This window comes from Pseudomonas sp. TMB3-21, from assembly GCF_054898145.1.
Genome location: NZ_CM142718.1, coordinates 4,683,801 through 4,705,118, shown reverse-complemented (window position 1 = coordinate 4,705,118; position 21,318 = coordinate 4,683,801). Strand labels below are relative to the sequence as shown.

General features: G+C 59.2%; 16 protein-coding genes, 1 tRNA gene and 1 pseudogene. 6 read left to right on the top strand and 12 right to left on the bottom strand.

Annotation, left to right across the window (positions count from 1 at the left end; all coding sequences use genetic code 11):
- Positions 1-79: 79 nt before the first annotated feature.
- The 11 genes and pseudogenes from ACYZTS_RS21345 to ACYZTS_RS21295 all read right to left on the bottom strand — a co-directional run bounded on the left by ACYZTS_RS21345 (position 80) and on the right by ACYZTS_RS21295 (position 14,389).
- On the bottom strand, positions 80-1,135 hold the full coding sequence (locus tag ACYZTS_RS21345; RefSeq protein ID WP_461991870.1) for a tetratricopeptide repeat protein: 1,056 nt from the start codon (positions 1,133-1,135) through the stop codon (positions 80-82).
- A gap of 98 nt (positions 1,136-1,233) precedes the next feature.
- Positions 1,234-3,188, bottom strand: a pseudogene (locus ACYZTS_RS21340) (acetoacetate--CoA ligase).
- Positions 3,189-3,308: 120 nt separating this feature from the next.
- Positions 3,309-4,094 carry a 3-hydroxybutyrate dehydrogenase gene (locus ACYZTS_RS21335; protein WP_461991868.1) on the bottom strand — a complete coding sequence of 262 codons (786 nt, stop codon included), beginning with the start codon at positions 4,092-4,094 and terminating at the stop codon, positions 3,309-3,311.
- Positions 4,095-4,101: 7 nt separating this feature from the next.
- Positions 4,102-5,493, bottom strand: coding sequence for a GntP family permease (locus tag ACYZTS_RS21330; RefSeq protein WP_028622803.1), 1,392 nt, complete (start codon positions 5,491-5,493; stop codon positions 4,102-4,104).
- A 287-nt stretch (positions 5,494-5,780) separates the two neighbouring features.
- Positions 5,781-7,196: a sigma-54 interaction domain-containing protein gene (locus ACYZTS_RS21325; protein WP_028622802.1), complete on the bottom strand. Its 1,416-nt coding sequence runs from the start codon at positions 7,194-7,196 to the stop codon at positions 5,781-5,783.
- A 162-nt stretch (positions 7,197-7,358) separates the two neighbouring features.
- Positions 7,359-8,933, bottom strand: a complete 1,575-nt coding sequence (locus tag ACYZTS_RS21320; RefSeq protein WP_461991865.1) for an ABC transporter ATP-binding protein — start codon at positions 8,931-8,933, stop codon at positions 7,359-7,361.
- A gap of 120 nt (positions 8,934-9,053) precedes the next feature.
- Positions 9,054-10,076 carry an ABC transporter permease gene (locus tag ACYZTS_RS21315; RefSeq protein WP_028622799.1) on the bottom strand — a complete coding sequence of 341 codons (1,023 nt, stop codon included), beginning with the start codon at positions 10,074-10,076 and terminating at the stop codon, positions 9,054-9,056.
- Positions 10,076-11,137, bottom strand: coding sequence for a microcin C ABC transporter permease YejB (locus ACYZTS_RS21310; RefSeq protein WP_461991864.1), 1,062 nt, complete (start codon positions 11,135-11,137; stop codon positions 10,076-10,078). The genes ACYZTS_RS21315 and ACYZTS_RS21310 overlap by 1 nt, the downstream gene beginning before the upstream one ends.
- Positions 11,137-13,005 carry an extracellular solute-binding protein gene (locus ACYZTS_RS21305; protein WP_461991862.1) on the bottom strand — a complete coding sequence of 623 codons (1,869 nt, stop codon included), beginning with the start codon at positions 13,003-13,005 and terminating at the stop codon, positions 11,137-11,139. The genes ACYZTS_RS21310 and ACYZTS_RS21305 overlap by 1 nt, the downstream gene beginning before the upstream one ends.
- 135 nt (positions 13,006-13,140) lie before the next feature.
- On the bottom strand, positions 13,141-13,422 hold the full coding sequence (locus ACYZTS_RS21300) for a peptidylprolyl isomerase (protein WP_028622714.1): 282 nt from the start codon (positions 13,420-13,422) through the stop codon (positions 13,141-13,143).
- 85 nt (positions 13,423-13,507) lie between these two features.
- Positions 13,508-14,389 (bottom strand): triacylglycerol lipase, encoded by an 882-nt coding sequence (locus ACYZTS_RS21295; protein WP_028622713.1) that lies wholly within the window; start codon positions 14,387-14,389, stop codon positions 13,508-13,510.
- 337 nt (positions 14,390-14,726) lie between these two features.
- On the opposite strand from ACYZTS_RS21295, the gene ACYZTS_RS21290 reads away from it, so the two are divergent.
- The gene (locus tag ACYZTS_RS21290; RefSeq protein ID WP_461991860.1) at positions 14,727-15,770 is read left to right on the top strand and encodes a hypothetical protein; all 1,044 of its coding nucleotides are present in this window, start codon (positions 14,727-14,729) and stop codon (positions 15,768-15,770) included.
- Between the two features lie 36 nt (positions 15,771-15,806).
- On the opposite strand, the gene ACYZTS_RS21285 is transcribed toward ACYZTS_RS21290, so the two are convergent.
- The gene (locus ACYZTS_RS21285; protein ID WP_461991858.1) at positions 15,807-16,874 is read right to left on the bottom strand and encodes a 3-deoxy-7-phosphoheptulonate synthase; all 1,068 of its coding nucleotides are present in this window, start codon (positions 16,872-16,874) and stop codon (positions 15,807-15,809) included.
- 604 nt (positions 16,875-17,478) lie between these two features.
- Between ACYZTS_RS21285 and ACYZTS_RS21280 the strand changes: the two genes are divergently transcribed.
- The 5 genes from ACYZTS_RS21280 (at position 17,479) to ACYZTS_RS21260 (ending at position 21,269) form a co-directional block, all read left to right on the top strand.
- Positions 17,479-17,943: a GNAT family N-acetyltransferase gene (locus ACYZTS_RS21280; RefSeq protein ID WP_033050616.1), complete on the top strand. Its 465-nt coding sequence runs from the start codon at positions 17,479-17,481 to the stop codon at positions 17,941-17,943.
- Between the two features lie 126 nt (positions 17,944-18,069).
- A complete protein-coding gene (gene gacA, locus ACYZTS_RS21275; protein ID WP_028622709.1) occupies positions 18,070-18,711 on the top strand; it encodes a response regulator transcription factor GacA in 642 nt (213 codons plus the stop codon).
- A 2-nt stretch (positions 18,712-18,713) separates the two neighbouring features.
- The gene (gene uvrC / locus ACYZTS_RS21270) at positions 18,714-20,537 is read left to right on the top strand and encodes an excinuclease ABC subunit UvrC (RefSeq protein ID WP_028622708.1); all 1,824 of its coding nucleotides are present in this window, start codon (positions 18,714-18,716) and stop codon (positions 20,535-20,537) included.
- A 32-nt stretch (positions 20,538-20,569) separates the two neighbouring features.
- Positions 20,570-21,130: a CDP-diacylglycerol--glycerol-3-phosphate 3-phosphatidyltransferase gene (gene pgsA, locus ACYZTS_RS21265; RefSeq protein WP_028622707.1), complete on the top strand. Its 561-nt coding sequence runs from the start codon at positions 20,570-20,572 to the stop codon at positions 21,128-21,130.
- 63 nt (positions 21,131-21,193) lie between these two features.
- Positions 21,194-21,269, top strand: a tRNA-Gly gene (locus ACYZTS_RS21260).
- Positions 21,270-21,318: the final 49 nt, after the last annotated feature.

Genomic DNA, 21,318 nt, shown 5'->3' with positions numbered 1-21,318 from the left:
CAAGCCTGAATAGCCTGAATGAACTGCCTGATCACTTGACCTTTGGCCGAGAGAGCGGTTCCACAATATTTAGCGGTTATTACAGGCCCTGTTGAAGGGCCGGGTCGTCTGGATTCAATTGTTCGAGTTGCGCGAGCAGAATCTGCACATTCTGCAACTGGCCACTTTCCTTCCAGTAATTGATCAGCAGGACCCGGGCGCGACGGTCGGCGGGGTAGCGCTGAACGATCTCCTGCAACTGTTTCTGCGCCGCTTCCAGTTCTTCCTGGTCGTGCAGCGTGGTCGCGAGGTCGTAGCGGTAGTTCTTGTTGTCGGGTTCCAGCTCGACGGCTTTGGATAAGCCAAGCAAAGCGAACTCACTTTGATCGTGGTGCAGCAGCCACATGCCCAGCGCATGTTGCAGATAGGCCGAATCGGGCTGTGCTTTCAATTGCCTGGCCAGCAACAGGCGAGCCGCTTCACTCTGGCCCTGTTTGTCCAGCACTTCGATCTGCATCACCAGCGCCGGCAGATTATCCGGGGCAAGGCGCAAGGTGTGTTCGAGGGCCAGCTGCGCTTCTTTGTACTCGCCATTGTGCACGTGCAATCGGGCCAGCTGGATCTGGTTGTCAGCGGTCTCCGGGGTGTTTTTCAGTGCTTGCTTCCACGCATCGACCGCCTGCTGCAAAGGCCCGAAATACAGGCCGAGATTGTCCGGTGACAAGCCGAGCAGGGCATTCACGGCGGCAAATCGGACGCTTTGATCGCTGTCGTCCAGCAATGGCCCGAGGAGCAAACTGCGTTGCCCGCCGGGAACCAGTCCGCTGATGCTTTGAATAGCAGCGATGCGCACAGTCGCCGATGGGTGCTGCAGGTCGACGCCGGCCAGTTTCAAGGCGACCGAGCTGGGGTAATTGGGCAGTTCGGCGTGCAGCCAGATGCGCCGCTTGGGCGAGATGTCCGGGCGGGCGAGTTGCTGATAAAGCACCCGCGCGGCACCTGGGCGGCCTTCGCGGGCCTGGATCAAGGCTTCGCTGTAGCCGCGCTTGATCGCTTCCGGTATCACCGGCGTGCTGCTGCGCAGGTACAGCCAGGCGACGCCGATGGCGAGCAAAACGCACAGGCTGATGATCAGGTAGCGGCGGGACTTGGGCATGCAAATATCCGAAGCTGGCAAGCTTTTGCAAAGCAGCCAGCTTCGGTCAGGCTGGGCTGCGAGTCAAACCTGGCATTCTGCATAACAGTCGCGGCCAGTCAATCAAGCAGCTCCGGGCGCTGACGAAACTGTTCGAGCGCTTCGGGATTGGCCAGCGCATCGGTGTTTTTGACCGGTTGGCCATGCACCACGTTGCGTACTGCCAATTCGACGACTTTGCCGCTGATGGTCCGCGGAATGTCCGTGACCGCGACGATTTTTACCGGTACATGACGCGGGGTTGTGTTGGCGCGAATCACCTGGCGGATTCGTTCTCGCAACGCGTCGTCAAGCTCGACGCCGTCCTGCAGGCGCACGAACAACACCACGCGCACGTCGTCCTGCCATTGCTGGCCGATAGCGACGCTGTCAGTGACCTGCGGGACTTTTTCTACCTGACGATAAATTTCCGCTGTGCCGATGCGCACACCGCCGGGATTGAGTACCGCGTCGGAGCGGCCATGAATCAGCATCGCGCCGTGAGGCAACTGTTCGGCGTAATCTCCCTGCGCCCAGACGCCGGGGAACAGCCTGAAATAGGACGCGCGCAATTTGTCTCCACTCACATCATTCCACAAGCCTATGGGCATGGCGGGGAAGTGACGGGTGCAGACCAGCTCACCTTTCTCGCCGATCACCGGGCTGCCGGCGTCGTTCCAGACTTCAACGGCCATGCCGAGGCTTTTGCCCTGGATTTCGCCGCGACACACTGGCTCCAGCGGATTGCCATTCACAAAGCACGAGACGATGTCGGTACCGCCCGACATCGACGCCAGGCACAACTCGCTTTTGAAATCCCGATAGACGTAGTCATAACTCTGCGGAGACAGCGCGGAGCCGGTGCACAAGAGGATTTTCAGGCTGTCCAGCTCATGGCTTTGCCGAGGTTTTACGCCGCTGCTTTCGAGAGTCGCGAGGAACTTCGGGCTGGTGCCGAAAACGCTGATGCGCTCGTCGTCGATCAGATCGATCAAACGCTCGGGCCCAGGATGAAAGGGCGAACCGTCGTACAGCACCACCGCGCTGCCGACCGCGAGGGCCGAGACCAGCCAGTTCCACATCATCCAGCCGCAGGTGGTGTAGTAGAACAAACGGTCGCCGGGGCCGAGATCGCAATGCAGGCCGTGTTCCTTGACGTGTTGCAAGAGCACGCCGCCGGTGCCGTGGATGATGCATTTGGGCACGCCGGTGGTGCCGCTGGAATAGAGGATGTACAGCGGATGATCGAAGGCTACGGCGACGAAGTCAGGTTCGCCGCCCGCTTCGTAGAAGTCATCCCACAACGCGACGTCGGCCTGAGTGTGGAAGTGCTCGATGCGTGCCTGCGGTCGCGCATATGGCACAACGATCAATTGCTGCAGCGTCGGCAGGCGCTCGAGTATTTCGTTGACCTTGCCGTCTGGTCGATGTCCTTGCCGGCGTAATGGTAGCCGGCGCAGGTGATCAGCACTTTCGGTTCGATCTGGCCGAAACGGTCGATCACGCCTTGAGTGCCGAAGTCGGGCGACGAGCACGACCAGATCGCACCGAGGCTGGTGGTGGCGAGCATGGCCACCAGCGTTTGCCAGGTATTGGGCATGCACGCGGCAACGCGATCGCCGATGCCGATGCCAGCCGCCTGCAGGCTGTTCTGAAAACCGGCGACGTGTTCTGCCAGTTCTGCCCAGGTCAGCTGTTCGCGCTGCCCGCTCTCGCCGATGGCGATTACCGCCACGGCATCGTCGCGTCGACGCAGCAAGTGCTCGGCGAAGTTCAGCGTGGCCCCGGGAAACCAATGGGCGCTGGGCATTTGCGCGCCTTCGATCAGCACCGCGTCTGGTTGCGCGTGAAAGCGCAGGTCGAAGAAATCGACGATCGCCTGCCAGAAATCCTCCCGTTGATCGATGGACCACTGGTGCAGGGCAGGGTAGTCATCAATCTTCAGGTGATGGCGATTGTTGATGAAGCGCCGGAAAGCGTGCATGCGCGTTTTGCCGATGCGTTGGGCGCTGGGTTGCCAGAGGATGTCAGACATGAGTTGCCTCTTTTTCTACCTTCGGATCCATTCGCGAGCAGGCTCGCTCCCACAGAGAATCACCTTTGGATGTGGGAGCGAGCCTGCTCGCGAAGAACGATAACGCGGTCTGTCGAACAGTTACTGCGCCAGCCACCCACCATCAATATTCCACGCGGCCCCGCGCACCTGGCTGCCGGCCTCGCTGCACAGGAACAGCACCAGTTCACCCAACTGCGGCGGGGTCACAAACTCCAGCGACGGTTGCTTTTCGGCAAGCAGATCATGCTGCGCCTGTTGCGGATCGGTCCCGGTGGCGATGCGGTCATCAATCTGCTTCTGCACCAGCGGCGTCAGGACCCAGCCCGGGCAGATCGCGTTGCAGGTCACGTTGCTGGTGGCCGTTTCCAGGCCGACCACTTTAGTCAGACCGATGACGCCGTGTTTCGCCGCCACGTACGCCGCCTTGCCCACCGAGCCGACCTGGCCGTGCACAGAGGCGATGTTGATGATCCGTCCCCAGCCCTTGGCGCGCATGCCCGGCAAGCTCAAGCGTGTGCTGTGAAATACCGATGACAGGTTGATCGCGATGATCGAATCCCAGCGTTCGACAGGGAAGTCCTCGACCGCTGAAACGTGCTGAATGCCGGCGTTGTTGACCAGAATATCGACGCCGCCGAACTCCCGCTCAGCGTAGGCCAGCATGTCGGCAATCTGCGCCGGGTCGCTGACATCGGCCGGGTGATGGCCGACCTTGCCACCGCTGCTCTTGTTGAGTTGCTCGACCTCGGCGATCACTGTTGCCGCATCGCCGAAACCATTGAGGATCAGGTTCGCACCCGCCTTCGCCAGGCTCAGGGCGATGCCCAGGCCAATGCCGCTGGTGGAGCCGGTAACCAATGCCGTCTTGCCTGAAAGAGTAGTCATCAATACCTCACACAATGCCAGTGGCGTAGAACGTACCGATCACCACGAAAACCGCCAGGGTCTTGATCAGCGTAATACAGAAAATGTCTTTGTAGGCTTCGCGGTGCGTCAGGCCGGTCACCGCGAGCAAGGTGATCACCGCGCCGTTGTGCGGCAGGGTATCCATGCCGCCGCTGGCCATGGAGGCCACACGGTGCAGCACTTCCAGGGGAATGTTCGCAGCATTTGCCGCTGCGATGAAATCATCGGCCATCGCCGCCAGAGCGATGCTCATGCCGCCCGATGCCGAACCGGTGATGCCCGCCAGCAGGGTGACGGTCACGGCTTCGTTGACCAGCGGATTGGGGATGTTCTTCAACCAGTCGGCCAGCACCAGGAACCCTGGCAGCGAAGCGATGACCGCACCGAAGCCGTATTCCGAGGCGGTGTTCATCGCCGCCAGCAGTGCACCGCTGACCGCACTTTTACTGCCTTCGGCCAACTTGCTGCGAATCGCCTGGAAGCCGAATGCCAACACCATCAGGATGCCGACCAGCAGCGCTGCCTGAACCGCCCAAATGGCCGTGAGTTTGGCGATTTCGGTGGTGACCGGCGCGCTCATGCCCGGCAGTGCAAGGCTGTGGGTTTTGCCGTACCACTGCGGAATCCAATGGGTGAACAGCAGGTTCATGATGCCGACCGCCAGCAATGGCGAGAGGGCGAGCCACGGGTTGGGCAGTTTGATGTCAGCGGCGGTTTCCGGCTCGTTGCGCAACTCGGTGCCGTAGCCTTCGCCACTGCGCTGAGCTTTGTTGCGTTGCCGCTGGAGGAACAGCATGCCGGCGCTGAAAACGAAAATCGTGCCGATCACGCCCAGCCACGGCGCTGCCCACGCGGTTGTGTTGAAGAAGGTGGTGGGGATAATGTTCTGGATCTGCGGTGTGCCGGGCAGGGCGTCCATGGTGAACGAGAAGGCGCCGAGCGCGATGGTCGCCGGGATCAGGCGCTTGGGGATATTGCTCTGGCGGAACATCTCGGCGGCAAACGGATAGACCGCGAAAACCACCACGAACAGCGATACGCCGCCGTAGGTCAGCAAGGCGCAGACCAATACGATCACCAGCATCGCCTGACGGGTGCCGAGCAAGCGAATGGCGGCAGCAACAATCGAGCGCGAGAAACCCGACAACTCGATCAGCTTGCCAAACACCGCACCGAGCAGGAACACCGGGAAATACAGTTTGATGAATCCGACCATTTTTTCCATGAACACCCCGGTGAATGCGGGGGCAACGGCGGATGGGTCGGTGAGCAGGACGGCGCCGAGGGCGGCAATCGGGGCGAAGAGGATTACGCTGTAGCCACGGTAGGCGGCGAGCATCAGCAGCGCTAGGGCTGCCAAGGCAATGGTCACACTCATGGTGTGTCTCCTGGATTGTTATTTTTTTGGGTGAGGCTGGTAGGAGAGTGCTTTAGCGAGATTTGTGCCAGATTCGTAACATTCTGATTTATATGGATATTTAGCGGATTTTCACGTGGGCGTTATGAATATATCTCAATCTGGAGATATTTGATGTTTGAGATGGACCCTTCGCGAGCAAGCCTTGCTCCCACAGGTGATCTCCTTGGCGCCTGAAAATCAAGCCTCTGTGTGAGCAAGGCTTGCCCGCGAAGAGCCTCTGTCTACCAATGGAGATCAATGTCTCTTTACAGAGACTCAACAACCCCCAACGCCACCATCTTCTTGTACAACGTCGAACGGCCCAAGCCCAATCGGGCCGCCGCCTCAACGACTTTGCCCCCGCATTGCGCGAGTGCATGCTCAATCAGCTGCCGATCAAACCGCTCCCGTGCCGCGTTGAATGTTTCCAGCGCAACCGGTTCGAGCACCGTTGAAATGGTGCGCTCCACTGGCGTGAACGTCCCGATTGCCGCGCGGATGTCCCCGGCGTTCAATACCAGATCATCACTGAGCAGCGCCGCGCGTTCCAGCACGTTGCGCAACTCGCGAATATTCCCCGGCCAGGCGTGTTGGGCCAATAACGCCAGTGCTTGAGGGTTGAGCTCGTGCTGACTGCGCAGTTCTTCGAGAATCGCTTCGCTCAGGGCCGGCAAGTCATCCAGACGATCGCGCAGCGGCGGGACCTGGATCGGCAGGACGTTGAGGCGGTAGTACAAGTCAGCACGGAATTCGCCGCGCTTGATCGCCGCTTCAAGGTTGGTGGAGGTCGCAGCGATCACCCGCACATCGCTTTGGATCACCTCATTGGAGCCGACCGGCTCGAATTCTTTTTCCTGTAAGACCCGCAACAATTTGCTCTGCAACGGCAGCGGCATATCGCCGATTTCATCAAGGAACAGCGTGCCGCCTTGGGCGATCTGCAACTTGCCGACGCGGCCTTTGCGATCAGCACCGGTAAACGCGCCGGGCGCGGTGCCGAAAAACTCCGCTTCCAGCAACGCCTCGGGGATGGCCGCGCTGTTGATGCTGACAAAGGCTTTGTGCGCGCGCGGCGAAGCGCCATGAATGGCCTGCGCGAGCAGTTCCTTGCCGGTGCCGGTTTCGCCCAGCAGCAATACTGGCGAATCGGCGCTGGCGCTGCGGCGGGCGCGGCGTTTGACTTCCAGGCTCGCCGCGCTGGTGCCGATGAAGTGGGCGAAGTTGTATTTGGTCTGGCGTGCGCGCAGCAACGAGCGCGTGGAAGCAAGCTCTTCCTGCATGCTCATGTAGCGCTTGAGCATCGGCGAGAGGCTGCGCAATTCATCGAACAAGGCAAAACCGATCGCGCCGATGACCACACCGGCGTCGTCGTGAATTGGCAGACGCATGACCACCAGGGGTTCCTTGGGCGTGTCCTGCATGTCGAGCAGGATCGGCCGACCCGTGCGGACGACCTCACGCAGCAGGCTGCCGGGGATCACGCTTTCGCAAGGTTTGCCGATGGCCACTTCCGCCGACTCCAGGCCGAAGCGCCGGGCATAGCGTTCGTTCATCCATACGATGTTGGCGTCGCGGTCGACAATCACCGTGCCTTCACTCGACTGCTCGATGATTTCGAACAACGAACGGATCGCCAGCAGTCGAACGCGCTGGTAATCCTTGAGGCTTTCGGTGGTGTTCATGGGGGCTGATCCTGATTGTGTATTGCCTGTGCGGACGCCATCGCGAGCAAGCTCGGCTCCTACAGGTTCGCGGTGAAACCATAAAATCCATGAGCGCCGAAGATCCTGTGGGAGCCGAGCTTGCTCGCGATGGCCGCAACGCGGTGCACGGGCCCCACGGGGTTATCGCGCATGCGCCGCCGCCAACAGCTCTTTGGTATACGGATGCTGCGGCGAATCAAATACCTCATGACTGGCACCGCGTTCAACCACTTTGCCGTCTTTGATCACAATCAGGTCATGCGCCAGCGCGCGCACGACTGCCAGATCATGGCTGATAAACAGATACGTCAGGCCATGTTTCTCCTGCAATTGGCGGAGCAGGGCGACCACTTGCTTTTGCACGGTGCGATCCAGCGCCGACGTCGGTTCATCGAGCAAAATCAGCGCCGGTTTCAACACCAATGCGCGGGCAATGGCGATACGCTGGCGTTGACCACCGGAGAACTCATGCGGATAACGGTGCCGGCTCAGCGGGTCGAGGCCGACTTCCTGCAGCGCTTGAATGACCTGCGCGTCACACTGAACGGCGCTGGAATGGCTGTGCACTTCAAGGCCTTCGCTGATGATCTGCGCCACCGACATACGCGGGCTCAAACTGCCAAACGGATCCTGGAACACCACCTGCATTTTCTTGCGCCATGGCCGCAGTTGCTTTTGCGTCAAGCCATCCAGTGCTTCGCCCTGAAAGCGAATGCTGCCATCGGAATCGAGCAGCCGCAGGATCGCCTGGCCCAGCGTCGATTTGCCGGAACCGGACTCACCCACAATGCCCAGGGTCTTGCCGCGCTGGATGTTCAAGCTGATGCCATCCACTGCGCGCAGGTAGGTCTTGCGCCGAAACAGGCCTCCGCTCAGTTGAAACTGCACGTTCAGGTTGTCCACTTCAAGGACATTTTCACGCTCGTCCCGGGGCAGCGCTTCACCTTCCGGCTCAGCGTTCAGCAGCACGCAACTGTAGGGATGTTGCGGTTCGGTGAACAAGGTTTCGCAGGTCGCCTGCTCGACGATTTCGCCGGCCTTCATCACGCACACGCGCTGGGCGATGCTGCGCACCAGATTGAGGTCGTGGCTGATCAGCAGCAGCGACATGCCAAGGCGCTGTTGCAGGGATTTGAGCAGAATCAGAATTTTGCGCTGAACGGTCACGTCCAGCGCTGTGGTCGGTTCGTCGGCAATCAGCAATTGTGGTTCGCAGGCCAGCGCCATGGCGATCATCACCCGTTGCCGCTGGCCGCCAGACAGCTGATGCGGATACGCCTTGAGTCGTTCCTGGGGTTTCTGAATGCCCACCAGCTGCAGCAGTTCGAGAATGCGCGTCTGTGCCGGTTTGCCGGTCAGGCCCTTGTGCAGCAACAGGGTTTCGCCAATCTGCTTTTCGATCGTGTGCAGCGGGTTGAGCGAAGTCATCGGCTCCTGGAAGATCATCGCGATGCGGTTGCCACGCAGTTCCCGCAAAACCCTGGACGAGGCACCGAGCAATTCCTTGCCGTGATAGCGAATGCTGCCTGTCGTCTCGGTACCGGTTTCGGGCAGCAATTGCAGGATCGAGTGCGCAGTGACCGATTTGCCGGACCCCGACTCACCCACCAGCGCCAGGCATTCGCCGGGACGGATGTCCAGGCACAGGTTACGGACCACGGTCTGACCATTGAAGGCGACGCACAGATCACGGATTTCGATCAGGTTGAGACTCAAGTTTGTAATCTCCGCATCAGCATTGTTGTTCAAGTCCGGCGATCAAGATCGAGGATCAAGATCGAGGATCAAGATCGAGGATCAAGATCGAGGATCAAGATCGAGGATCAAGATCGAGGATCAAGATCGGGGATCAAACGCATCGCGCAATGCCTCGCCTATGAACACCAATAAAGAAAGAATCAGCGCCAACGTGAAAAACGCCGTCAGCCCCAGCCAGGGCGCTTGCAGGTTCTGCTTGCCCTGACCGATCAGCTCGCCCAGCGACGCGCTGCCGGCCGGCATGCCGAACCCGAGGAAGTCCAGCGCCGTCAGCGTCGAAATCGCTCCGGTCAGAATGAACGGCAAGTAACTCAGCGTCGCGTTCATCGCGTTGGGCAGAATGTGTCGCACGATCACTTTGCGATCGGTCAGGCCCAGCGCCCGGGCGGCTTTGACGTATTCCAGATTGCGCCCGCGCAGGAACTCGGCGCGCACCACGTCGACCAGTGCCAGCCACGAAAACAAGGCCATGATCCCCAGCAGCCACCAGAAATTCGGCTCGACGAACCCCGAGAGGATGATCAGCAAATACAGCACCGGCAATCCCGACCAGACCTCCAGCACCCGCTGGCCGATCAAGTCGACCCAGCCGCCGTAATAACCTTGCAGGGCGCCCGCTGCAATACCGATCAGCGCGCTGATTACGGTCAGCATCAACGCAAACAGAATCGACACCCGCGCACCGAAAATCACCCGGGCCAAGACGTCGCGCGCCTGGTCGTCCGTGCCCAGCCAATTTTCACTCGATGGTGGGCTGGGCGCGGGTTTGCTCAAGTCATAGTTGGGCGTGTCGTCACTGAACGGGATCGGCGGAAACAGCAGCCAGCCACCGTCTTTCCTGATCAGGTTCTGCACATAGTCGCTGCGGTAGTCGGCCTGGAAGGGCAACTGTCCGCCGAACTCCTGTTCGGTGTGGCGTTTGAGCACCGGGAAATACAGCGAGTCCTGGTAGCTGACGACCAGCGGTTTATCGTTGGCGATCAATTCGCCGCCGAGGGTCAGCAGAAACAGACCGATGAACAACCACAGCGACCACCAGCCACGGCGGTTTTTCTTGAAGCGTTCCAAGCGGCGACGGGCCAGCGGCGAGAGCGTGAGCATCAGGCATTCCTCGCGGCGAAGTCGATGCGCGGGTCAACCAGCGTGTAACACAGGTCGCCGACCAGTTTTATCAGGAGTCCGAACAGGGTGAAGATGAACAGCGAACCGAACACCACCGGATAGTCCCGAGACACGGCGGCTTCATAACTCATGCGGCCCAGGCCATCGAGCGAAAAGATCACTTCGATCAGCAGCGACCCGGCAAAAAACACGCTGATAAACGCCTGCGGAATACCCGACACCACCAGCAACATTGCGTTGCGAAACACATGGCCGTAAAGCACACGGCGTTCGCTCATGCCTTTGGCGCGGGCGGTGACCACGTATTGGCGGGTGATTTCGTTGAGGAAGGAATTTTTGGTCAGGATGGTCAGGGTCGCGAAACCGCCAATAACCAGCGACGTCACCGGCAACACCAGATGCCAGAAGTAATCGGCAATTTTGCCCACGGTCGACAAGGACTCGAAGTTGTCCGACACCAGGCCGCGCACCGGAAACCAGTTCAGCGACGTGCCGCCGGCGAACACCACGATCAGGAACATCGCGAAGAGAAACGCCGGCATCGCGTAACCGATGATGATCGCGGTGCTGCTCCAGATATCGAAATGACTGCCATGACGCACCGCTTTGCGAATGCCCAGCGGGATGGACACCAGATAAGTGATCAGCGTCGCCCAGAGCCCTAGGGAAATGGTCACCGGCATCTTTTCGAGGATCAGGTCGGTGACCGTGGCGCCGCGAAAAAAGCTCTTGCCGAAGTCCAGTTGCGCGTAGCTTTTGAGCATCAGCCACAGGCGTTCGGGTGCCGGTTTATCGAAGCCGTACTGCTTTTCAATTTCCTTGATCAGTTGCGGATCAAGGCCGCGACTGGCGCGCGAGCTGCTGCTCATGACTTCGCTGGAGCCGCCGCCGACACTGCCGCCGCCGATGCCCTGCAGGTGCGCGATTGCCTGTTCGACCGGACCACCCGGTGCAGCCTGCACAATGATGAAGTTGACCAGAAGAATGATCACCAGCGTCGGGATGATCAATATCAGGCGCCGCAGAATATAAGCCCACATCAGTGCGGCCCTCCGGGTCTGCCACGTTTGATCAGTTCAGCGGTCATCTGCTGGTTGGTCAGTGGCGTGGTGCTCACCTCCCACCAGCTTTCGATGACTTCGTCGTTAGCCGCCTGCACGCTGGGAATTCCGAAGCGGTTCCACCACACCGTCGAACTGCCCGGCGGATAGTAATTGGGGATCCAGTAATAACTCCATTGCAGCACCCGGTCCAATGCATGGGCGTGGCGCAACATGTCGGTTTTGGTGGACGCGCGCACCAGCCCGTCGACCAGTGTGTCGACGGCCGGGTTCTTCAACACCATGTAATTGTTCGAGCCCGGATCGTTTGCCGCGACCGAGCCGAAATAGTTGTACAGCTCATTGCCGGGAGAGGTGGTCACCGGGTAGCCGGTGACGATCATGTCGTAATCGCGGGACATCAGGCGATTGACGTATTGAGACGAATCGATACGGCGGATGTTCAGGTCGATACCGATCTGCTTCAGCGTGCGCTTGTACGGAAGTAACATTCGATCCAGGCCGTTCTGACTGATCAGAAACGTGAAGCTCAGGGGCTTTCCTTCGGCATTCACCAATTGATCGCCATCGGGTTTCCAGCCGGCCTGTTCGAGCAGTTTCAACGCTTCCAGTTGCTTGTCGCGGATCATGCCGCTGCCGTCGGTTTTTGGCGCCTCGAATACTTGGGTAAATACTTCGTCCGGTATTTGCCCGCGCAACGGCTCCAGAATCGCCCGTTCGGCAGCGTCTGGGAGCTCGAGCGCGGCGAGCTCGCTGTTGGAAAAATAACTTCGCTGGCGGATATACAGGCCGCGCATCATCTGCCGGTTGGTCCATTCAAAATCCCACAGCATAACCAAGGCCTTGCGCACGCGCAGGTCCTGAAACAGCGGGTTTTGCAGGTTGAATACAAACCCTTGGGCTGACTGCGGCGCATTCTGTGCCAAGTGAGCCTTTTGCAGTCGACCGTCGCTAAGCGCCGGGCTGTCGTAGCCGATCGAGTAACCGGTAGCGGAAAATTCGCGGTTGTAATCGTAAGCGCCACCGCGCAAGACCTGTCTCGCTACGTCTGTGTCGCCAAAATACTCGATGCTGAAGTGATCGAAGTTGTACAGGCCACGACTGACTGGCAGGTCCTTGCCCCACCAGTCGGGATTGCGTTCAAAAGTGATCGTGCGCCCGGAGTCGACCTTGCCGACCCGGTACGGGCCGCTGCCCAAGGGAGGTTCGTAACCGCCGCCGCCAGCGAAATCGCGGGTCTTCCACCAATGCTCCGGAAGTACCGGCAGGGTCGCGATGTCGAGGGGCAGGGTGCGGTTTTCATTGGTCTTGAAGTCAAAGCGTACTGTGCGCGGCGACTCTACCTCGACGCCTTTGACGTCGGCGAACTGAGTGCGGTAGCGCAAACTGCCTTGGGTCATCAGCAGGTTGAATGTGTACCGCACGTCTTCAGCAGTGATCGGTTTGCCATCGGCAAAACGCGCTTCGGGGTTCAGGTAGAAACGTAGCGAGAGGCCGTCATCGGACCGCTCCATTTGCTGCGCCACCAGGCCGTACACGGTGTAGGGTTCATCCTGCGAGCGCTGGGCCAGAGGCGAATAGAGCAGGCCGTCGATCTGCGATACGCCGATGCCCTTGTCTATATAAGGAAGGATGTGATCGTAGTGACCGATCTCCAGCGCCGAGCGGCGCATTGTGCCGCCCTTGGGGGCTTGTACATTGGTGTAGGCAAAATGACTGAAGTTGGCGGGATATTTCGCCGGTTCGCCATACACGGTCAGCGCATGCTGTGGGGCGGCATTCACACCGGCAGCACTCAAAAGCAGTGCCACGGCAGTGAGCAATAAAGTAGGGAAAGCCAGTCGCATTATCAGCCTTAAAGCCGGGTGGTCAAAAAGCGTAATTTGTACGCTAGCGGCGCGTTCCTCGCCAGCCGTATCGCGTAACCAAAACACAACGGCCCGCCAAAAAGGCGGGCCGTTGTACAGGCAATCAGACGATGATCAGTCCTGACGGCTGGTCACTTCGAGCAGGTGATAGCCGAATTGGGTTTTCACCGGGCCTTGCACGACGTTGATCGGCGCGCTGAAAACCACGGTATCGAATTCCTTGACCATTTGACCTGGACCGAACGAGCCCAGATCGCCGCCCTGACGGCTGGACGGGCAAGTCGAGTTGGCCTTGGCCACTTCGGCGAAATCAGCGCCGCCTTCGATTTGCGTTTTGAGTTCGTTACATTTGTCTTCGCTGGCAACCAGGATGTGACGGGCAGTGGCTTTAGCCATGGGAAAATACTCCTTTCAACGTTCGGTAAAATGTTGAGCCTACCGGATTCAGTGGCCCATTTCTTCTCAAAGTTCCTTCGGATGTCTACAGGCCGGCCTTGCGCAGCCGTTCGGCATGCTGCACGTACAGGCCCACCGGGTCGACGCCGGGACGGACTCGGCCAGCGGTCTGATTGATGCTGTCCATGTGATCCAGCGGATAGTCGGAGCGAATTACTTTGCCCAGGTGGGAGCTGAAACGGCCGACCATGCCGTCGTTGTGCTCGGCCTCGGTGGAGAAATAGTGGGAAAAGGCACGGCAAAATCCGTGCAATGGGTCCAGCTTGTTGGCGCCTTCGTCCAGAACGCTTCCCTGCAACGTGCCGCTCCAGGAGTAGTAGCGAACGCCATTGACCTGGTCGCGGCCCTTGCCGCCCCACGTGGTTGGCAAGCCCTGCGGGTATTTGTCATTGAATGCGCCCACCCCTTCAGTAGTCAGCGCGTTCAGCGCAGCAACGGCATTTTGTGGCATTTTTTGATGACCGCTGAGTACAGAGATGAAATCTGCAAACAGCGTGGCCACGGTTTCTGCGACTGCTTCCGGAAGTTTCCCCGGCGTGAGCGCCTTGCGCAGGAAATCGGCCAGTTCCGAGCCGTGATTTGGACCGCTGACGGAAGTGACCGACGCGACAAGCTCTGGCGCAACCGCAGCAGCGTAACGCACGGTGAGTGCGCCTTGACTGTGTCCTATCAGGTTGACTTTCTCGGCGCCGGTGCCGTCCAGCACTCGTTCGATTTGCGCCAGCAGTTGTATGCCGCGCGTTTCGTTGCAATGGGTCGCTGAAAGATGAGGGATGAACACCCTGGCACCAGCGCTGCGCAGGGCTTGTTTGATGTCGTGGAACAAGTCGACCCGGCCAATTCGATCAAAACCGAAAAGCCCATGGACCAGCAGAATCGGAAACTGAGTCGTTGCATTCCGTTGCATGTGCGTACCTTCTTCGGGGAAGTTGATTGGGGTGTCCGGGTTTCACTCTAATGCACTCTTGCGCAGCCGCGATGTATGAAAAGTCCGCTGTAGAACGGCGAAAACGGAATAGGTCTGGTACGAAAACCCGTATGTCCACGAGGTCTTGTTCCGAATCTTCGGACGTCCTTTCAACGACTTCTGCGCGGAGCATTGAAGCGCCTTACTCGGCGATAGGCATTTGCCCCAGACATCCGGCGCATTCGCCCGACATCGCCCTCCGGCAGATTCGCGATTAAATAAGCCTCGATTGTTGCCATCCTCAGGCAACGCGATTTCCATGGAATGGAGTAAACCAATGAGCACAAGCGAAGCCGGGATCCCTCAAGAAATCGGGCTATCCGTACCCGTCCTGCATCAGGCGAGGGGCGCCGTTCTGGACCCTGCAGACAGGAAAGCCATCATCCGGATTCGGCCTTATACCGGCATGGCATGTGGCGACAGATTGCTGGTGTCCTGGACGGGTCTCGATGTCGAGGGTGTTGTGTATCGCCGCGAGTTCGCGCGTTTCATCAGCGAGCGGCAGGTGGGTGCTGCCGTCGTCGTCGTCATCGATGGCGAACATATCGCGGCACTCGACGGCGGTTCACTCGAGGTTTACTACACACTCCAGAGTGCACGGATAACCGAGCCTGCACGGTCCGGCTCTTTGCACTTGAGCGTGGGCGATGCCAGCACAGGGCTTTTGCCTGCATGTGTTCCCGAAGCGGTACGCGACACGCTCGATCCAGGCCGAGTCCCGCAAGGCACGCTTGTGACCATCAGAGCGTATTCGCGAATGTCGGTCGGCGACCGTGTTGAGCTGTACTGGACGGGTATTTCCCCGCAGGCAAGCCTGACGGATACGCTGATGATCGAGGCATTTGCGCTGGGTGGGGAGCTGTCATTCTGGATCAATCCGGAGCAAATAGCGCCGAACCTCAACAGCACCGTGACCATTGCGTATTCAGTCCGGCAGGGCGAGGAAACCCGCCACTCACAGCCTGCACAATTAATGATCGGGCCGCTGATCCGCGCTACGCTGGCGCCGCCAGAGATTCTGGAGGCTGACAACGGCTGGCTGGCGCTGGAAGATGTGCTCGAGGGTGCAACCATTTCCATCGTTGACGCTGAGACAGAGGACGGTGAGCTGGTCTATCTGAAATGCAATGGCGAGTATTTCAGTCATCGTGACGCGCGCGAGATTTCGAAAGAGTCGGCCGGCGAACCGCTGGAGTTCAGCGTGCCTTACCCGTTTTGGAAAGAACACCGCGGGTCGACCGTTAAGGTGTCTTACTCGATTGAGCGGCTCGACGATGTCACTCAACAATCCGAAATGGCGTTACTGCAAGTGCGTTCATGACGCCGCCCAGCCTTTGCAAGGCCGGACGGCTGAAGCTCAGGGTCGACGCAGCCGCGTTGCCGCCTGAAGCAATAATTGCTCCGTGGCGCTCCAGCCCAGGCAACCGTCTGTGACCGAGACGCCGTAACGCAGCGACGGGCTCAAAGGCTGGCAACCTTCGAACAGATGACTTTCGATCATCATGCCGATCAACGTGGTGTCACCTTGCAGACGCTGCTCGAGTACATCAGTGAATACTGCCGGTTGACGCAGCGGGTCTTTGCCGCTATTAGCGTGGCTGCAGTCGACCATGATCCGTGCCGGGATCTTCAGCTTGCCAAGCTCGCTGTTCACCTGAGCAACGCTGTCGCGGCCGTAGTTCGGCCCGCGATGGCCACCGCGCAGGACGAGATGGGTATCAGGGTTGCCCGGTGTGTGAACGATGGCAGGATGTCCCTGACTGTCGACACCGAAATGACGGTGAGGGTGGGCGGCCGACCGCATGGCGTCGCTGGCAACGGAAATCCCGCCATCGGTGCCGTTCTTGAACCCGACCGGCATGCTCAGGCCGCTGGCCATTTCCCGATGGATCTGTGATTCGGTGGTGCGTGCACCGATCGCGACCCAGCTGAGCAGGTCGTCGAAGTAGCCGGCGGCCATCGGTTGCAGTAATTCGGTGGCGATTGGCAAGCCCAGCTCCAGCATTTCGCGCATGAGCGCCCGGGACAATGTCAGGCCGGGGGCCATGTCATCGCTGCCGTTAAGATGCGGATCGTAAGCCAGGCCTTTCCAGCCTACCGTGGTGCGTGGTTTTTCGACGTAGGCGCGCATGACCAGCAGCATCTGGTCGCTGACTTCAGCGGCGAGACGGGCAAGGTTGCCGGCATACTCGAGGGCGGATTCGGGGTCGTGAATCGAGCAAGGGCCGACGATGACCAGCAAACGGGAGTCTTCACCGTTGAGGATCGAGCGGACGGCATCGCGGTGGCTGGCGACTTGTCGGGTCAGCGTATTGCCGAGCGGCAATTGCTGTTTGAGTTGCAATGAGGTTGGCAGACGCACCGTCAGCGCTTCATTGGCAGGGCTCAGAGTGGACAGTGGCAGAGCAGAGACGGACGAGTTCATATTCAGGCTTCCTGGGCAGGCGGCGGGTTCGTTCCCGCGCACTCGGCCCTACTGGGGTGTTCGACAATTGGCCGGTTTGACCGCGTGTGTGTGCTTGCCACCTGCGGGTGACCGATCGGAGGCGGCAGGCTGTCCCGAGCGGAGGCTGCTAAATCGCCAGGCGGTAAAACTGTCGTGACGGTAATAAGTGGCGTAGTTCATGTCGTTAATCCTCAAGTGTTTGCAAAAGTGGCAAGCTGAAAAAACAAAACCCCCGATCGGGAAGCCGACCGGGGGTTGAGAAATCTCTGGTGGCGACCCGTTTGAAGTGGGCGCCGTGTGGGTATCAGGCGCGCCAGTGGCTAAACCAATACCCAAAATAAAAGCTAACGGACGGACTGACATTATTCACCCGGGCAGCCGCAACCGAGCGCAGGGCGCTGACGGTACTAAGCGGTGAGAGGGTGTTGAACATGATCGATCTCCGATGAATGCGCCGAGCTTACTAGAGGCCGGTACGCGGATTCAATCAGAAAATGCTATCGATTGACGCAGGCACTTCTATTGCTTGAGCGCCGCGCAGGTTGTGACACACTCAGCTCACTTGCCCGGATACAGCCCGATCATGACGCACTCGACCCTCACCCCCGGATATGAATTAAGCCCGGCTACGTCCCGAGACCTGGATTTCGCCCGAGCGCTGACCTGTGAATCCATGCTGCGCTATTACATTCAGCACGACTTGCGCTGGCAGGATGAAGCGTTTGACGTGGCCTGGGCCGGGCGGGAAAACCTGTTGATCCTGAAAGGTGAGGAGCGCGTGGGTTACGTGAGTCTGAGTCGCGACGCCAGGGCCCTGTACATTCGTGAACTGCACGTGCTGGACGCCTTTCAGCGGCAGGGCGCCGGTTCCTGGGTGATCGATCAGGTTTTCGCGATGGCCTGCAAGGAACGACGCCCGGCATTGCGGTTGACGGTTTTTCAGAATAATCCTGCAAAAGCCTTGTATGAGCGAAAGGGCCTCACGGTGGTCGGTAATGACGATTGTTTCTTGAGAATGCAGCGTGACGTCGGAGCCCCGAGTGTCTGAAACGCGCATACGACAAGACTTTCAAGACGAATTGAAACTGTTTTAATGACGCTGGCCGCTAGGTCTGCCAGTTGCTTTTTGCTAAGGTGTCGGCAACTCAATATGACCATATCGCGAGGTGTCTGCTTGATTAGGGTGCTAGTGGTCGATGACCATGATCTCGTTCGTACCGGCATTACACGAATGCTGGCTGACATCGATGGCCTGCAAGTGGTCGGCCAGGCCGAGTCAGGCGAAGAATCCCTGCTCAAGGCGCGTGAACTGAAGCCCGACGTGGTTCTGATGGACGTGAAGATGCCAGGCATCGGCGGCCTCGAAGCCACGCGCAAAATGCTGCGCAGTCATCCGGACATCAAGGTTGTTGCGGTCACCGTGTGTGAGGAAGACCCGTTCCCGACGCGCTTGCTGCAGGCCGGCGCGGCCGGTTACCTGACCAAGGGCGCGGGGTTGCCCGAAATGGTCCAGGCCATTCGTCTGGTGTTCGCCGGGCAGCGTTACATCAGCCCGCAAATCGCTCAGCAGCTGGCGATCAAGTCTTTTCAGCCGACCAACGATTCGCCGTTCGACGCGTTGTCGGAGCGAGAGATCCAGATCGCGTTGATGATTGTCGGCTGCCAGAAAGTGCAGATCATTTCCGACAAGCTGTGCCTGTCGCCTAAAACCGTGAACACCTACCGTTATCGAATTTTTGAAAAGCTTTCGATCAGTAGCGACGTCGAGCTGACGCTACTGGCGGTTCGCCACGGCATGGTAGATGCCAGCCTCTGAACATGACTGATACTTTCGATCCAAGCGCGTTCCTGTCCACCGTCAGTGGTCGCCCAGGTGTCTACCGCATGTTCGACAGCGAGGCGCGCCTGCTTTATGTCGGCAAGGCGAAAAACCTCAAGAATCGTCTGTCGAGCTACTTCCGCAAATCGGGCCTGGCGCCCAAGACCGCCGCGCTGGTAGCGCGAATCGCCCAGGTCGAGACTACGATCACGGCGAACGAAACCGAAGCGTTGTTGCTCGAACAGACGCTGATCAAGGAATGGCGGCCGCCCTACAACATTCTGATGCGTGACGATAAATCCTATCCTTACGTGTTTCTGTCGGACGGGCAATTTCCGCGCCTGAGCATTCACCGCGGGGCGAAAAAGGCCAAGGGCAAATATTTCGGCCCGTACCCAAGCGCGGGAGCGATTCGCGAAAGCCTTAGCCTGCTGCAGAAAACCTTTTTCGTTCGCCAGTGTGAAGACAGTTATTACCGCAACCGCACACGGCCGTGTCTGCAATACCAGATCAAACGCTGCAAGGCGCCGTGTGTCGGTCTGGTCGAGCCCGAGGTTTACGCTGAAGACGTGCGGCACTCGGTGATGTTTCTGGAAGGGCGCAGTAATGCCCTGACGGATGAGTTGTCGGCAGCGATGGAAGAGGCGGCGGTCAATCTCGAGTTCGAGCGGGCTGCCGAATTGCGCGATCAGATCTCGTTGCTGCGCCGGGTGCAGGATCAGCAGAGCATGGAAGGCGGGTCGGGCGACGTTGATGTCATCGCGGCATTTGTTAACCCCGGCGGCGCCTGCGTTCACCTGATCAGCGTACGGGGCGGGCGGGTGCTGGGAAGCAAGAACTTCTTCCCGCAGGTCGGCATCGACGAAGACGTTTCAGAGGTCATGGCGGCATTTCTCGGACATTATTTCATCAGCAGCCCCGAGCGCGACCTGCCAAGCGAGCTGATCGTCAATGTGGTTCACGAAGATTTCCCCACCGTGATCGAGGCGATTGAAGAGCTGCGTGGTCGTGAATTGACCATCAGTCACCGGGTGCGCGGGACCCGCGCACGCTGGCAACAGTTGGCCGTCACGAATGCCGAGCAGGCGCTGGGTGCGCGGCTGGCCAACCGGCAGCATATGGGCGCCCGCTTCGAAGCGCTGGCGGAAGTGCTCAAACTCGATGAGCCGCCGCAGCGTCTGGAGTGCTACGACATCAGTCACTCCAGCGGTGAAGCGACGGTGGCATCCTGTGTGGTATTCGGTCCGGAAGGTCCGATCAAGTCTGATTACCGCCGCTATAACATCGAAGGCGTGACGGCTGGCGACGATTACGCCGCCATGCATCAGGCGCTGACACGACGCTTTAGTAAGCTCAAGGACGGCGAGGGCAAGCTGCCGGACATTCTGTTGGTCGACGGCGGCAAAGGCCAATTGTCGATGGCGCGTGATGTGCTCAATGAACTAGCCGTGCCCGATCTGATTTTGCTCGGCGTGGCCAAAGGCGCGACTCGCAAGGCCGGTTTTGAAACGTTGTATCTGAATGATGCCGCGCACGAGTTCACCTTGCGCGGCGACTCACCGGCCCTGCATCTGATCCAGCAGATCCGCGACGAGGCGCACCGTTTCGCGATTACCGGGCACCGCGCCCGTCGTGGTAAAACCCGCCGTACGTCTACGCTCGAGGGTGTTGCCGGGGTAGGGCCAACGCGCCGCCGTGATTTGTTGAAACATTTTGGTGGATTGCAGGAGCTGTCTCGTGCCAGCATCGAAGAGATAGCCAAAGCACCCGGAATCAGTAAAAAGCTCGCAGAGTTGATTTATGCAAATCTGCACAGCGAGTAGAATGCCACCTCACCTCGTAGCCAGTTGTGCCGATGAATATCCCTAATCTGATTACCGTACTACGCGTCCTGCTCATCCCGATCTTCATTTTACTGTTCTACCTGCCGTACCAATGGAGTTACATGGCGTCCGCTTCGGTGTTCGCATTTGCCGCCGCGACGGACTGGCTGGACGGGTATCTGGCCCGCCGTCTCGAACAAAGCACACCGTTTGGGGCTTTCCTCGATCCGGTTGCCGACAAGCTGATGGTTGCGGTCGCGCTGGTGTTGCTGGTGCAGGAGCACGGTAATCTGTGGCTGACACTGCCGGCGGCCGTGATCATCGGGCGCGAAATTGTCGTCTCGGCGCTGCGTGAGTGGATGGCCGAACTGGGCGCACGTGCGCACGTTGCGGTATCGAACCTCGGCAAATGGAAAACCGCCGCGCAGATGCTGGCGCTGGTGATCCTGCTGGCCAATCCGTCGAGCTTCACGTTCTGGGTTTTGCTGGGCTACGCCTTGCTGCTGATCTCGGCCGGTTTGACCCTGTGGTCCATGGTCCAATACCTGCGCGCCGCCTGGCCGCATCTGAAGACCGAGGTCGAAAAGAAATAAAACATTTTTGAATCAAAGGGTTGACGGGGCATTCGGTTTCTATAGAATGCGCCTCACCAAGACGCGGGAATAGCTCAGTTGGTAGAGCACGACCTTGCCAAGGTCGGGGTCGCGAGTTCGAGTCTCGTTTCCCGCTCCAGGATTCAGAAAAAAGCCACTCAGATGAGTGGCTTTTTTTCGTCTGGAGT

Coding starts and splice junctions, on each gene's coding strand:
- uvrC (WP_028622708.1), top strand. CDS start 18,714: ATGACTGATACTTTCGATCCAAGCGCGTTCCTGTCCACCGTCAGTGGT.
- ACYZTS_RS21330 (WP_028622803.1), bottom strand. CDS start 5,493: ATGAGTGTGACCATTGCCTTGGCAGCCCTAGCGCTGCTGATGCTCGCC.
- ACYZTS_RS21290 (WP_461991860.1), top strand. CDS start 14,727: ATGAGCACAAGCGAAGCCGGGATCCCTCAAGAAATCGGGCTATCCGTA.
- ACYZTS_RS21345 (WP_461991870.1), bottom strand. CDS start 1,135: ATGCCCAAGTCCCGCCGCTACCTGATCATCAGCCTGTGCGTTTTGCTC.
- ACYZTS_RS21315 (WP_028622799.1), bottom strand. CDS start 10,076: ATGCTCACGCTCTCGCCGCTGGCCCGTCGCCGCTTGGAACGCTTCAAG.
- ACYZTS_RS21305 (WP_461991862.1), bottom strand. CDS start 13,005: ATGCGACTGGCTTTCCCTACTTTATTGCTCACTGCCGTGGCACTGCTT.
- ACYZTS_RS21310 (WP_461991864.1), bottom strand. CDS start 11,137: ATGTGGGCTTATATTCTGCGGCGCCTGATATTGATCATCCCGACGCTG.
- ACYZTS_RS21280 (WP_033050616.1), top strand. CDS start 17,479: ATGACGCACTCGACCCTCACCCCCGGATATGAATTAAGCCCGGCTACG.
- ACYZTS_RS21300 (WP_028622714.1), bottom strand. CDS start 13,422: ATGGCTAAAGCCACTGCCCGTCACATCCTGGTTGCCAGCGAAGACAAA.
- ACYZTS_RS21335 (WP_461991868.1), bottom strand. CDS start 4,094: ATGACTACTCTTTCAGGCAAGACGGCATTGGTTACCGGCTCCACCAGC.
- ACYZTS_RS21295 (WP_028622713.1), bottom strand. CDS start 14,389: ATGCAACGGAATGCAACGACTCAGTTTCCGATTCTGCTGGTCCATGGG.
- pgsA (WP_028622707.1), top strand. CDS start 20,570: ATGAATATCCCTAATCTGATTACCGTACTACGCGTCCTGCTCATCCCG.
- ACYZTS_RS21325 (WP_028622802.1), bottom strand. CDS start 7,196: ATGAACACCACCGAAAGCCTCAAGGATTACCAGCGCGTTCGACTGCTG.
- ACYZTS_RS21285 (WP_461991858.1), bottom strand. CDS start 16,874: ATGAACTCGTCCGTCTCTGCTCTGCCACTGTCCACTCTGAGCCCTGCC.